11 protein-coding genes and 1 pseudogene are annotated in these 13136 nt (G+C 70.7%); 4 read left to right on the forward strand and 8 right to left on the reverse strand.

Annotated elements, in window-relative coordinates; all coding sequences use genetic code 11:
* Positions 1-157: 157 nt before the first annotated feature.
* A complete protein-coding gene (locus tag ABT063_RS34990; RefSeq protein WP_351064088.1) occupies positions 158-1081 on the forward strand; it encodes a phosphotransferase family protein in 924 nt (307 codons plus the stop codon).
* A complete protein-coding gene (locus tag ABT063_RS34995) occupies positions 1078-1947 on the forward strand; it encodes a fructosamine kinase family protein (RefSeq protein WP_351064090.1) in 870 nt (289 codons plus the stop codon). Before ABT063_RS34990 ends, ABT063_RS34995 begins: the two co-directional genes overlap by 4 nt.
* A gap of 133 nt (positions 1948-2080) precedes the next feature.
* Here ABT063_RS34995 and ABT063_RS35000 read toward each other — a convergent pair whose 3' ends face one another.
* Together ABT063_RS35000 and ABT063_RS35005 are read right to left on the reverse strand one after the other, a co-directional pair.
* Entirely contained in the window at positions 2081-4246 is a 2166-nt protein-coding gene (locus ABT063_RS35000) for a TerD family protein (RefSeq protein WP_351064092.1), read from the reverse strand.
* Positions 4247-4313: 67 nt separating this feature from the next.
* Entirely contained in the window at positions 4314-4703 is a 390-nt protein-coding gene (locus tag ABT063_RS35005; RefSeq protein ID WP_351064094.1) for a DUF5997 family protein, read from the reverse strand.
* A gap of 58 nt (positions 4704-4761) precedes the next feature.
* On the opposite strand from ABT063_RS35005, the gene ABT063_RS35010 reads away from it, so the two are divergent.
* Together ABT063_RS35010 and ABT063_RS35015 are read left to right on the forward strand one after the other, a co-directional pair.
* Positions 4762-5553: a LysR family substrate-binding domain-containing protein gene (locus ABT063_RS35010; protein ID WP_351064096.1), complete on the forward strand. Its 792-nt coding sequence runs from the start codon at positions 4762-4764 to the stop codon at positions 5551-5553.
* A gap of 141 nt (positions 5554-5694) precedes the next feature.
* Positions 5695-6156: pseudogene (locus tag ABT063_RS35015) on the forward strand (CBS domain-containing protein).
* A 76-nt stretch (positions 6157-6232) separates the two neighbouring features.
* Here ABT063_RS35015 and ABT063_RS35020 read toward each other — a convergent pair.
* The 6 genes from ABT063_RS35020 to ABT063_RS35045 all read right to left on the reverse strand — a co-directional run bounded on the left by ABT063_RS35020 (position 6233) and on the right by ABT063_RS35045 (position 12874).
* Positions 6233-9037 carry a beta-L-arabinofuranosidase domain-containing protein gene (locus tag ABT063_RS35020; RefSeq protein WP_351064098.1) on the reverse strand — a complete coding sequence of 935 codons (2805 nt, stop codon included), beginning with the start codon at positions 9035-9037 and terminating at the stop codon, positions 6233-6235.
* A gap of 124 nt (positions 9038-9161) precedes the next feature.
* Positions 9162-9857, reverse strand: a complete 696-nt coding sequence (locus tag ABT063_RS35025) for an HAD family hydrolase (RefSeq protein WP_351064100.1) — start codon at positions 9855-9857, stop codon at positions 9162-9164.
* Positions 9858-9876: 19 nt separating this feature from the next.
* Positions 9877-10353, reverse strand: coding sequence for an Lrp/AsnC family transcriptional regulator (locus tag ABT063_RS35030; protein ID WP_351064102.1), 477 nt, complete (start codon positions 10351-10353; stop codon positions 9877-9879).
* A gap of 332 nt (positions 10354-10685) precedes the next feature.
* A complete protein-coding gene (locus tag ABT063_RS35035) occupies positions 10686-11678 on the reverse strand; it encodes a nuclear transport factor 2 family protein (protein WP_351064104.1) in 993 nt (330 codons plus the stop codon).
* A 111-nt stretch (positions 11679-11789) separates the two neighbouring features.
* The gene (locus tag ABT063_RS35040; RefSeq protein ID WP_351064105.1) at positions 11790-12512 is read right to left on the reverse strand and encodes a YceI family protein; all 723 of its coding nucleotides are present in this window, start codon (positions 12510-12512) and stop codon (positions 11790-11792) included.
* A 125-nt stretch (positions 12513-12637) separates the two neighbouring features.
* Complete coding sequence (locus tag ABT063_RS35045; RefSeq protein ID WP_502990941.1) at positions 12638-12874, reverse strand: hypothetical protein; 237 nt, start codon at positions 12872-12874, stop codon at positions 12638-12640.
* Between the last annotated feature and the right edge of the window lie 262 nt (positions 12875-13136).

The following is a 13136-nucleotide window of genomic DNA, read 5'->3' on the forward strand; positions in this document are numbered from 1 at the left end:
TTCACGAATCTAAATGATCGCCCAAGCTACGAATCGTTTCGGACGTATGTCAATACATGGCTGGAACATTTCACCGGCGTCACACAACCGCGCGCGGGCCCCGTTCTCCGGCGAAACTCCGTTGTCGTCCGCGGCTCGGCGGCCTACCGTCGCGGGCGTGCTGCCCATGGTGGAAACGGACGAGGAATGGGACGCGGTCGTCCCGGAGAAGACGGTGATGCGGGTCGGCGCGGAGGACCTCTGCGCACGGCTCGGACTGGCCGGCGCACCGCTGAGCCGCTTCCCGGACGGGTCGCAGCCGGTCTACGCGGTGGGCGACGAGCTGGTCCTCAAGCTGTTCCCCGCGGCCGCCGCCCAGGACGGCGTGGCCGAGGGCCGTGTGCTGTCCCACCTCCACGGGCTGCTGCCCGTCCCCACGCCCAAGGCGCACGACTTCGGCCCGTACGAGAGCGGCTGGCAGTACGTGCTGATGTCCCGGCTCCCCGGCCAGAATCTCGCCCACGCCTGGGACCGCATGGCACGGGCCGACCATGAGCGTCTCGTCGCCGATGTCGGTGAGACCCTCGCCGTGCTCCACGCCCTCGACCCCGCCCCTCTCGCGGACGTCCTCGGGCCCGGCGACTGGGGCGCGTTCCTGGACCACCGCCGTGCCGCCGCAGTCGAGCAGCAGCGAGGACACGGGCTGCCGTCCGCCTGGCTGGACCAGATCCCCGACTTCCTCACCTCGGTCGCCCTGCCGCACGACCCGCAGCCCGCCCTGCTGCACACCGAGGTCATGCGCCAGCACTTCCTCGTCGATGCCGATAGCCGGCAGCTGACCGGTCTCCTCGACTTCGAACCGGCCATGATCGGCCACCGTGCCTACGATTTCGTCGGCGTCGGCCTGTTCGTCACGCGCGGCGACCCGCACCTCATGGCCCGCCTCACTACCGCGTACGGCCATGCCTTCGAGCCGGACGAACTGCTCGCGTCCACACTGCCGCACGTGTACAGCAACCCGCCCTGGTATCTGCGGGAACTGGACGCGCCCGCCGAGGGGACGCTGACCGCGCCCGCCGAGGCATGGTTCGGTACGGCATGAGGCCCCAGGACGCCGAGGGATCCGGCGCCACTGCCGCGCGCCTCACCGGGCGTCGGGTGACGGGGGAGCGCACCCTGTCCGCGACGCTCACCGAAGTCACCCTCGACGGCGGGCAGGTGGTCATGGTCAAGCGGGGCGACGGCCCCGGCGCCGCACAGGCGGAAGCGGCCGGCCTGCGCTGGCTGGCCGACGCAGGGGCGGTCCCTGTCCCGGCCGTCCACGGCCATGACCCGCACCGCCTGGTGACCGACCGGGTCCCGCAGGGGCGGCCGAAGGATACGGCGGCGCTCCGCCTCGGCCGGGACCTCGCCGCCCTGCACGCCGCCGGGGCGCCCGCGTTCGGCGCCCCGCCGCCCGGCGGCCCGAGGGACGCGTACATCGGCCGCGCCCCGATGCGGAACGCCGACGGCACGGACTGGCCCGCCTGGTACGCCGAGCACCGCGTGCTGCCCTACCTGCGCCTCGCGGTCGACGACGACACCGTGCGGCCCGCCGAGGCGGCCGTGATCGAGCGGGTCTGCGAGAGGCTGCCCGAGCTGGCGGGCCCGGCCGAGCCGCCCGCCCGGCTGCACGGCGACCTGTGGAACGGCAACGTGTTGTGGGGCGCCGACGGCCGGGCGTGGCTGATCGACCCGGCCGCACACGGCGGACACCGCGAGACCGACCTGGCGATGCTCCACCTCTTCGGCTGCCCCCACCTGGACGAGGTGCTGGACGGCTACCAGCAGGCGGCGCCGCTCGCCGACGGCTGGACGGACCGCATCGGGCTGCACCAGCTCTTCCCGCTTCTGGTGCACGCCGTGCTCTTCGGCCGCGGCTACGCCGAACAGGCCCTCGGACAAGCAGAAGCGGCCCTGGCGCGCTGATCCACCGGGCGCCGGGCCGCCGTACGAACGCCTTCCGGCGTGACGTCGAGGGCGAGGAAAGCGAAGGGACTAATTCGGAGTAAGGGATGAGAAGGAAGCCCCTTCATGGCCTCGCCGTGGCCAACGCTAGCACTCAGGCCGGGATCAAGTCGCGCAGATTTTCGAGGGTGATGACCCGGGAGTCCGGGTGCAGTCCCTCGGGCCGCTCCAGGCCGATGTACGTGACGGGACCGTCGGGTGTCGAGGTGCTGTCCCACACCTCGGCGCCACCGCCAGCCATCAGCTCGGTGAGGTACCGGACCGTCAACTGCTCGCGCTCCACGATGCCGCGCAGCAAAGTGGCGACCGACACCCGGTTGCCCTCGACCCGGTTCGACGTCGGTGTGCCCTTGAGGTACAGGTGCAGCCACTTCGCGCGCCACCGGCCGTCCTCGCCGCGCAGGAACGCCAGCGGCAGCGCCACCCGGCCGGGGCCGCGCAGCTCCGACTTCATGCGCACCGTGCGCGGCTCGAAGGGCCTGCCCTTCTGCTCGCCGTCGCGCAACATGAAGCCGAAGAACGACTCCTCGACCTCCTCGAAGCCCTCCCCGGAGAAGATGTTGACCTGCGGCACGACGAACGTGCCCCGCACGGCGCCGAGCCGCAGGTTGATGAACTCCGAGGCGCCGTCGGGTGCTTGGACGATGTCGCCGGAGTGCTCGCCGTCGACGGCGGTGAGGTTGGTGTACGACAGCCAGGAGACGGTCGCGTAGTCGGCGCCCAGCATCAGCGCCGAGAGGTCGTAGTCGGTCGTGCGCTCGGTCTCCTTCCAGTACACGAAGAAGCGCAGCAGCTCACCGTCGACCGGCGAGAGCGAGCCGCGCGGCAGCACACCGAGGCCGGCCGCGGTCGCCTTGCCGCTCAGCGGCAGTGCCACGTCGAGGACATCAGGATCGACCAACAGACGGCCCGGGGCCGGGAGCCGGCGGCGTATCTCGGCGTCCAGCGCGGCGACCAGACGCTCCCGCTGCGGCGGCGGCACGGGCGCGCGGTCGTCGTGGTCCACCCAGGCGCGGCCGAGGCGATTGACGAAGACACGGCGTGCGTCGGACTCCTCGGCGCGGTTGTGGAGGTGCTCGCGCACCGACAGCACGACCCGCCCGGAGACCGCGGGGGCGACCTGCTGGGCGGCGGCCACGACGGTGTCGCGCTCCGCCTCGGTGCGGGCCGTGCGCAGCAGCCGGTCCAGGGAGCGGAACAGCTTGCCGGGAGCGGCCTTGAGCACCTCGGTCGCCGCTGTGACGTCGCTCTTCCGGAGCAGTACCTCGACCCGGCTGTCGAAGGACCGCGCCTCCTGCTCGCCGCGCGCGACGGCGAACACCTGGGCGGCGTGCGGCCGGTCCGGATACTCGTGCGGATGCAGACGCTCGCCGAGGCGCTTGAAGTCCTCGCGGTGCGCGTGGACGTCGGCGAGCTTGGCGGGAGCCGCCGCGACCACCGCGTCGAGCCCCGCCATCAGCGCGCGGCGCCACGGCCGGGACAGCCCCCGAAACCGCGTCGGCTCCTGGAGGGTCACGTCACCGTCCGACAGCGCGCACGCCAGGCGGAGCACGTCGGTCACGGTGTCCAGCAGAAGGTCCGCGCCCGCCTTCAGCCGGGCCTGGTTGACGACCGCGCGGTTCTCCCGGACCGGGATCGCCTCCGGCTGCGGCCCGTCGACGCGGTGCTCGGCGAGCACCTTCAGGTCGTCGAGGCCCTCCTCGCCCAGCGGTGTCGCACTGCCGGCCAGGGCCAGGTACAGGGCGGTGACCTCGTCCTCCGGCGCGCCACCGAGGTGCAGGACCGTCATCCGGTCGCCCGCCGCCGCGATCAACTCGTCGTGGGCGGCGAGCATCTCGGCGTACGTGTGCCGGTAGCGGCCGTAGGACGGCAGCGTCAGCAGGTTCACCACGCCGCTGCGCAGCTGGTCGAGCGTGCCGGCGCGGGTTCTGCTGTCGTCGAGCGCCTCCGCGATGCAGCGCATCCAGAAGTCGAACGTGTCCGGCACGTTGGCCGGGAAGTCGACGAAGTAGACGTTGTGCCCGACGTGGTCGCCGGCCATCTCGCGCACGGTACGCAGTGTCCGTGCGGCGGTGTCGACGACCGTGCCCTCGGACAGCCCCGACAGATGCCTCAGCAGCTCCGCCGAGAGCTTGAATCCCACGGACATCAGCGCGGCGTCGAACTGCCGCGCGGCGACGGCGCCCTCCCCGGCGGGTCCCGCGGGGGAGGGGAGGCGATGGGTGTGCCGGATGACCAGCGGTTCCAGAGGGTGGACCATCCCGGAATGATCCCAGGGCGGCGGGCGCCGACGCACACGAGTTTTCGAGTGCGCGGCCCCGGGGAGGTCAGGAACGCTCGGCCCGTTCCGCGTTCTTCTCCTTGATCCGCGCCGCCTCCTTGCGGACCTCGGCCTGGGTGGCGCGCTCCTTCTCCAGCCACTCGGGCCGCTCCTCCTTGAGCGCCTCGATCTGCTCGGTGGTCAGCGCCTCCGTGACCCCGCCGCGGGCCAGACCGGCGATCGAGACACCGAGCTTCGCCGCGACCACCGGACGCGGGTGCGGGCCGTCACGTCGCAGTTCCCGCAGCCACTCGGGCGGGTTCGCCTGCAGCTCGTTCAGCTCGGAGCGCGTGACGACGCCCTCCTGGAACTCTGCGGGTGTGGCCGGGAGGTACACACCCAGCTTCTTCGCCGCGGTCGCGGGCTTCATCGTCTGGGTGGTCTGGTGCGACTTCATACCGTCCAGACTATCGACCGCGTACGACCCCTCCGACCACGGCGGGTAGCCTGGCGTGGTGACAGGCTCGGCAGCATCCTCTTCCTTCCGCCTCGCGTACGTCCCCGGCGTGACCCCCGGCAAGTGGGTGCGGATCTGGAACGAACGCCTGCCCGACGTTCCCCTGGCGCTCATCACGGTGCCGGCCGCCGAGGCATCCGACGTCTTGCGCGCCGGCGACGCCGACGCGGCGTTCGTACGGCTCCCGGTCGACCGTACGGTCTTCAGCGCGATCCCCCTGTACACCGAGACGACGGTCGTCGTGGTTCCCAAGGACCACCTCGTCACGGCGGTGGACGAGGTGTCGTGCGCCGACCTCGCCGAGGAGGTCGTGCTGCACCCCCTCGACGACGTCCTGGACTGGGAGCGGCCACCGGGAGAACCCGCCTTCGAACGCCCCGCCACCACGGCGGACGCCGTCGAACTCGTCGCCGCGGGCATCGGCCTCCTTCTGGTCCCCCAGTCCCTGGCCCGCCTGCACCACCGCCGGGACCTCACCTACCGGCCCGTCGTGGACGCTCCTCAGTCGAGCGTCGCGCTGTCCTGGCCGGAGGACGCGACCACCGATCTGGTCGAGGACTTCATCGGCATCGTCCGCGGCCGGACGGTCAACAGCACACGCGGTCGCGCCAAGCCCCCGGCCACGGCGGAGCCGGAACGCAAGCGGCCCGAGAAGAGCGGCGGACGCAAGCCGGCGGCGAGCAGGTCGTCCGGAAAGGGCGCCCGGGGCGCATCCGGGGCGCGGGGCGGTTCCGGCGGTTCCGGCGGTTCCAAGGGCGCGCGGCGCGGCAAGCCCCGTCGCAAGTCGTAGGGCCTCAAGCTGCCTCTCGCCGGGCGCGGCCACGTCGTTCGCCCCGCCCGGCTGCGTCGTGCTCGTGCGGCCGACCGGTAGGGACGTACGGCCGCAGATTCGGCGGCCGGCGATACGCCGGGAGCGAGACGGGAGCCGAGTGTGCGGGCGCGTGACCTGGCGGTGGACTACGAGACGGTCGGCCTCGACAGCGGCGCCCTGGACGCCGCACGGCTGATGGCCGAGCACCGGCTGTGAGCCCTGCTGGTCGTGGACGCACGCGGCACGCCCAGAGCGATCCTGCCCGCCTCCCAGATGATCAAGGTGCTGGTGCCGGGGTACGTCGTCGAGGCCCCGACGCTCGCTGCCGTGGTCGACGAACGCCACGCCGACCGGCTGTGCGAGACACTGGCGGGGCGCAAGGTCCGCGACTGCCTCTCGACGACCGGACCGACACCCGCGATCGCCGCGCCCGGCGACACGGCGCCGGAGGTCGCGGCCCGGATGGCCCAGGTGCACAGCCCCTTGGTGGCGGTCGTGGAGAAGGACAAGGCCGGGGACCGGCTGCTCGGCGTGATCACGTCGTCACACCTGCTGGAACGACTTCTCGGCGCCGCTTCGTGAGGGCGTTCTTCGCGTTGAACCCGGCGCCGCACGGCACCGGGTTCCCGAACGTCCGCTCCGTCAGGACGCTGATCCGTCAGGACGCGAGGGACGCCTTCCGCGCCGTACTCACCACCTTGTCGCCGTCCGCCCGGCTGAGCAGCCCGGCGGACACCCACGCGTCCACCGTGGACCGCACCCGGGAGACCAGCGCGCCCTTGCCGCTGAACGGGGCCGCGGCCCAGATCTCGTCCAGCAGGGTCGTGCCGTCGGCCTTCGCCGGGTTGGCCACGCCGGAGTCGGTGCCGCCGAAGACGACACGCGGTTCGGAGCGCCGGAAGTAGGCGTGGGTCGGGTCCTCCGTCCCCTCGGAGAACGGGGCGAACTCCGTGCCGTCGAGGGTGAAGTGGAGCGGCTTGCCGCTCACCGGGGTGAGTGAGGGCAGCAGGTCGCCGGAGAGACCGGCGTTGCGGTACAGGCCGAACTTCAGGTAGTCGGTCGCGGAGTCGCGGCCGACCAGGTTGACCGGGCCGTAGAAGAGGGTCTGCAGCGACGGGTCGTCGAGGGCCTTCTCCACGCGCATCCGGAAGGGCACGGTCACACGGACGGTGTCGCCGTTGCGCCAGGTCCGGGACACGCCGAAGTAGCTCCCCGGCTTCGGAGTGCCCTGCACCGCGCGGCCGTTTACCGTCACCCGGAAACCGGCGGTCGCCCAGGACGGGACCCGCAACCGCAGCTCGAAGGCGGCACTGCCGCCCCCGATGGTCAGCGTGGTCCCCTGCTCCTTCGGGTAGCTGGTGGTTTGGGTGACCGTGACGCCCTTCTCCGCCCAGGCCAGCTTGGAGGGGCTGAAGAGGTTGACGTAGAGGGCGCTGCCGTCGGCCTTCTTGAAGTACACCGAGTCCTGGTACTTCGTGGCGCTCTCCATGCCGGTGCCCTCGCAGCAGGTCGTGCCCTGCTTGGGCGTGTAGTCCCGCACATGACCGGGCGTCAGGCCGATGAAGTACGTGACGAGCGGCTTCTCCGCGTCCGGCTTGTCCTGCTTGGAGCCGAGCACCTGGTTGTAGAGGGCCCGCTCGTAGTAGTCCATGTACTTCGGGGACTGGTCGTGGAAGAACAGCGTCCGGCTGAGCTTGAGCATGTTGTACGCGCAGCAGGTCTCGGCGCTGGTCGCGCTGATCGTGCCCGCGATGACGTCCCGGGCCTTCCAGAACTCGGCGGTGCTGGTGCCGCCGATGCCGTACATGCGGTGCGGTACGACCATGTCCCAGAAGTTCTTCGCGGCGGTCAGGTAGCGCTCCTCGCCCGTCGCGTCGTACAGCCGGACATAGCCGGTGAAGATCGGGATGTGCTGATTGGCGTGCAGGCCGTCGAGGATGTCGGTGTCCGCAGCGCAGGCGTCGATGAGCTTGTCGAGGTCGAACAGCTTGGCCAGCGCGAGGTGTTCGGCCTTGCCGGTGATCGTGTGCAGGTCGACGATCGCCTCGACGATGCCGCCGAACTCGCCGCTGGAGAAGATGCCCCACATCCGCTGGAGGGTGGCGTCGGGCAGCTTGGACAGCCGGGAGTACATCCAGTCGCACATGCCGGACGCGAGATCCAGCGCCCGGTCGTCGTCGGTGGCGGCGTGGGCGTCCAGCAGGCCCCGGAGGATCTTGTGCGCGGTGTAGTAGGGCGCCCACACCTTGGTGTAGTCGGGGCTGGTCCTCGACTCCAGGTCGATGAACTGCGTCTCCGGGTACGCCGCCAGGAACCCGGGGTGGCTGGGCGCGCCCCAGGTGCGGCGCAGGGTGGCGGTCAGGCCGCGCCCGGAGGCGTCCGCGAAGGTTCCGCCGGTGGTCTCGTCGAAGGCGTACGACGCGAGGTCGCCGCGGCCCGCGGAGGCGTCGGCGGCCCGGGAGGTCTGGAGCTGGGTGATCTCGGCGGCGGTCAGGGCGCGCGACCAGACGTTGAACTCGTCGAAGGCGCCCGGGAAGACGGGGTCGGTGGAGAAGTTCGAGCGGCCGAGCCAGTTGTTGGCGAGTGTGCCGAGGGCCGCCGGGGTGAGGGACATCGACGTGTTCCGCGCGACGGCGGTGCCGTTGACGTACAGGGTGCCGGTGCCGCCCGCGATCGTCACCGCCAGGTGGCTCCACTGGTTCAGCGGCAGCGCGGCGGTGCCGTTGAGGCCCTGTTCGCCGCCGGGTCCGCTCGTCGTGATGGCGAAGCGCGGCACACCGTTCGCGTTGCGGGCGGTCAGGTACAGATAGCGCGTGGTGTTGTTGCCGAAGTCGAATATCCGGGTCCAGTTGGCGTCGTGCGTGGGCTTCACCCAGGCGGACAGGGTGATGGCCGACGAGCCGCCGAGGACTTGGTCCGGGAGGTCCACGTACTGGTAGGAGCCGCGGACGTTCTCCGCCGCAGTCCCGAACTTCCCCGCAGTGTTCAAAACGGCCGGATCGTGGCGCAGCGCCTCGCGGACCTCGGTCAGTGCCTCGACCATGGTCCGGATCTTGTCGACGAAGACCTGCTCGCCGGTACCGGCGTACGCCTGGGACAGCATGGTCATGAAGTGGCCGGTGTAGTGGCCCCGAAGGTTGCCGTTGGCCTCCCCGTCCAGCCCCTCCCAGCCGCCGGGGGCGACCGCACCGCGCGTGGAGAGACCGGCGTTGGCGCGGAAGACCTGGAGCAGCCGGTTCACGTCGTAGCCCCGGGCATGGTCCAGCATCAGCTGCCGCTTGTCGGCGAAGACGCCCTGACCGAGCCTCACGTCCTCGAGGCCGAACGGCTTCACGGTCCACACGGATGGTGCCTCCGGAGCAGCGGCGACGGCCCGGCCGGTCGCCGCGAAGGAGATCGCCGGCGTCGCCGCGGCGAGTGCCGCGGCCTGGAGAAGGTGCCGTCTGGAGAGGGGCGGTGCCATGTGTGCTCCTCCAAGAGTCCACGGATGATCGACTGTTCGATATTACGAACGGTGTGCGGGTAATCGACCAGACGATAGGGAGGGGGCGGGGGAGCGTCAACGGGTTGGGGATGGTGAGTTCGGATCAAGAAGCCGGAGTCGAGCTCATCAGCCAGTCGTACGCGGCTCGCGCCGTGAACTCGGCCTGGCCGCCGGGCAGGAGCAGATCGGCGGTGGCGAACTCCGGGGCGTCGGCCTGTGCGGCGACGTACGGGAGCGCGACGCAGCGCATACCGGCCGCGTGCGCGGCGGTGGCGCCGGGAGCCGCGTCCTCCAGGACCACGCAGTGGGCCGGGGCCGCGCCGAGCCGACGGGCCGCCTCCAGGAACACGTCGGGAGCGGGCTTGCCCTGGGCGACCTCGTCGGCCGACACGACGGTCCGCAGATGGGTGCCGAGGCCCGTACCCGCCAGGATCGCTTCGATGGCCTCGGGTGACGAACCCGAGGCCACGGCCATCGGGACCCCCTCGCCCGCCAGCAACTCCACGAACTTCCGCATCTCGGGGTACGCGCGCGTGGAGGCGCGGGCCAGTTCCAGATAGCGGCGGTTCTTGGCGGCCAGGATCTCCTCCACGGGGGCGCGCAGCCCGTACCGCTCCTTCCAGTCCGCGACCGTGTCCTGCGTGCCGATGCCGACGTACCGCTCGTGGTCCGCCCAGCTGAAGTCCGGGACGCCGTGCTCGGCGAGGGTCAGCCGCCCTGCTTCGTAGTAGTTCGGCTCGCTGTCCACGAGCGTTCCGTCGAGATCGAAGATGACTGCGGTGTCGCCGGGATTGCTCATGATCCCAGGATGTCAAAGGTCATTTCCGAGCAGCTCGCCCCATGGACTCCACCAGCGGCAGCAACCGGTGCGGGACGCGCTCGCGCAGGGCCACCTCGGTGCGGGTGCGGACCACGCCCGGCAGGCTGATCAGCTTCTGGATCACGTCCTCCAGATGCGCGTTGTCCCGCGCCACCACCCGCGTCAGCAGATCCCCGCCGCCCGTGATCGAGAAGGCCTCGACGATCTCCGGTACGGCGGCCAGCGCGTCGCCCACGTCGTCCAGATGCCCCTGGGTGACCTCGATGTGCACGAAGGCGAGCACCGGGTGGCCGAGGGCGGTGGGGGACAGGGACGGCCCCGTGCCGGTGATCACCCCGTCCCGCTCCAGGCGGTCGAGCCGGGCCTGGAGCGTGCCGCGCGCGACCCCGAGGATGCGGGCGTACTCGCGCACGCTCGTGCGGGGCTGCTCCAGCAGCAGCCGCAGGATGCGCGTGTCGAGCTCGTCGAGGGCCATGGTGCCCGGTCTCCTCGTGCGTGCCTCGTGCATGGTCCGTTGGCTCGTCGGTGGACGTGCTGTGCCAGTGGCACAGCATTCTAGGCGGCACTTGAGCCAGATGGGGACTTGATGCTGTGACGGCTACGTCGATGGCGCTGCGGATCCCGCGGCGCCTGTTTCATGCCAGGGATCATGCATGGTTGACTAGTTAATCAAGCCCTAGGGTGACTGAACCGGGGCTGGGGTGGGGGTTCGGTGCTGCGTACTGCTGTCCGCTCATCAGGAATTTTTGGCCCGTTGCCGGTCGGCAACGGGCCATCGGGGAGGGGCCACGAGGGCCGGGGAGGGGGTCAGAACATAGTGTTGTCGTTGGCGGAGGTCTCCGGCACGTCCTGCAGGGCGTCCCAGTGCTCCACGATCTTCAGCGTCCCGTCCTTCTGCTTCTTGACGCGGTAGATGTCCACGATGGCCTGGCCGCGGTCCCCGGGGTTGAGGCGCCAGTGGGCGTGGACGGCCACGAGGTCGCCATCGGTGATGACGCGATGGCGTTCCACGACCATGTTCGGGAACTGCCGGAAGAAGTCGGCGAACTGCTCACGCAGGCCGGCCGAGCCGTCGGGGATGACCGGGCTGTGCTGGTGGTATTCCGAGGCGATGTACTTGACCGCGTCGGGGTTCTTGTCCTTGGTGAGCATGTCGAAGTACTCGATCGCCACCTTCTGGGTGAGAGGCGTCTGCCAGCGGGGGCCGGGCTGGTTCGTGCGCGGGTGGCTGATCGTGGAGAACATGTCGTTACCGCTGGCGGTGGTGGCCGGCACCTCCTGTTCCACGTCCCAGTGCTCGGCGATCATGCCGCTTTTCTTGTCGAAGCGGAACATGTCGATCGTGGCCCGTCCACGAGTGCCGGGTTCGGGGATCGTGTTGGCGTGCACCAGGACCATGTCGCCCTGGGCGAGGACGCGCTTGACGTTGTACTGCATGTCCGGGTAGCGCGCGGTCCAGTCGCGGACGAAGTCCTTGATCGCCTGCCGGCCGTCGGTGGCGAAGGGGTTGTGCTGGATGTAGTCCTCGCGGATGTAGCGGTCGGCAACGGAGAGGTCGCCGTGCTCGAAGAGCCGCTTGAGGACGTGGACGGCGACGCGCTTGTTGCGCTCCTGCGTGGCGGTGCTCGTGTACGGGGCGTCGAGGCCGAGGCTCAGGCCGCTGTGGGACGGCGCGGAGGCGGAGGCGGTGGCGGCGGGTGCGAAGCCGGCGACGGCTCCTACGGTCGCCGCGGCCAGGAGGGTGGCTATGGCCTTACGGGGCAGCCGGCTGGTGCTGTTCGACCGGGTGGTGCTGTACATGGGGGTCTCCAATGCTGTGCGGACGGCGGTGAATCGCGTCGGCGGGTGTCTGGTGGGAGATCGGGCGAGAGTGAGGGGCCCGTGGTGGCCCCCTGTGGCCCCGTGGCGGGCTCAGGCGCGGTCGAAGGCGAGGAGGAACTCGATGTCTCCCTCGTCCTCCACCGCGATCCCGCCGAAGTTCGGTGCCTCGATGCCGTAGTCGGCGAAGGTGACCGGAATGGAGCCGTTGACCCGGAAGCCGTCGGCGGTGCGCTGGGCGTCGAGCTCGAAGGAGACGGAGTTGGTCTCGCCGTGGACGGTCAGCTCGCCCGTGGCCTCGGCGCTGACCTGCTTGCCCACCTCCGGCGCCGAGCCGAAGTCGACGGGCTCGGTGAGCTCGAAGGTGGCCTCCGGGTACTGCTCGGTGTTCATGACCCGGCCGCGGAACTGGCCGTCACGCTGGTCGGAGTCGCTCTTCACCGAGGCCAGGTCGACGGTGAACGATCCGCTGACGGCCCGGTTGCCCTCGATCTCCAGCTCTCCGGTGACCTGCTCGGTGCGGCCCACCGCCGTGACGTTCTGGCCGAAGAGGACCTCGTCGACGCGGTAACCGGCCTGCGAACCGCTGCCCACCCGCCAGGCGCCCTCGACACCCTCCTGCCCGGCCTGCTCCCCGGAACCTGAGGAACTGCCGGAGGAGTCCGAGCCTGGCGGGTTGTCGAGCGAGAGGGCGGCCGGTGGCTTGTCCTGGACGTAGTTGATGTAGATGTAGGGGCCCGCCGTGCACAGCACGGCGGTGGTGGCCACACCGGCGATGAGCCAGCGCTTCCAGTGCCTGCGGATGCTGCCTGCCATGGTGTCTCCCTAAGTGTTTTAGATTTTCAACTGAAGTTTCAAGTACTTGCTCGCGGATCGCCCTGGGGGGAAGGGGCCGCTACGGGTGTGCGCGGGCTCAGCCGTGGGCGGCGAGCGGCACGGCGTCAGTCCAGGAGCTGCTCGGAGACCTGCCAGAGTCGCTCGGCCGCCTCCGGGTCCACGGCGTGCGGCGCGCCCCCCGTGTTGGTGCCCGGCTGGTGCGGTGGGGCCTCGGTGCAGTCCTCGAAGTACCGGCCACTGATGCCGTCGAGCAAGGGTGAGGCGGCCAGCAGGACGGAGGTCGCGGCGCCCTGTTCGACCGATTTGAATCCAGAAGGAAGGAGAGCTGTGACCGCCACCACACGCGGACTGCGTGCCGACGCGCGACGCAACCGGGAACGCATGCTCGAAGCGGCGGGGCGCGCGGACAGCCGTTCGCCGGGCCGGGCATCGACGAGGCTATCGTCGCGCCGCCGGACGGCGTTCCCGCCCGGTGGATCGAGAGCCATGTCGCTCCCGCGGCCCGGGTGTTGGCCGGGCTGGGCTGACGGCGTTTCACCGGTTCAGGTTTTCGAACAGCACCATTCCGGCCGCGGTGTTGGACGCGGGTACGTGGTAGGTCTC

Origin of the sequence: Streptomyces sp. NPDC002838 (genome assembly GCF_040295365.1) — a bacterium.
In the GTDB taxonomy this organism is placed as follows: domain Bacteria; phylum Actinomycetota; class Actinomycetes; order Streptomycetales; family Streptomycetaceae; genus Streptomyces.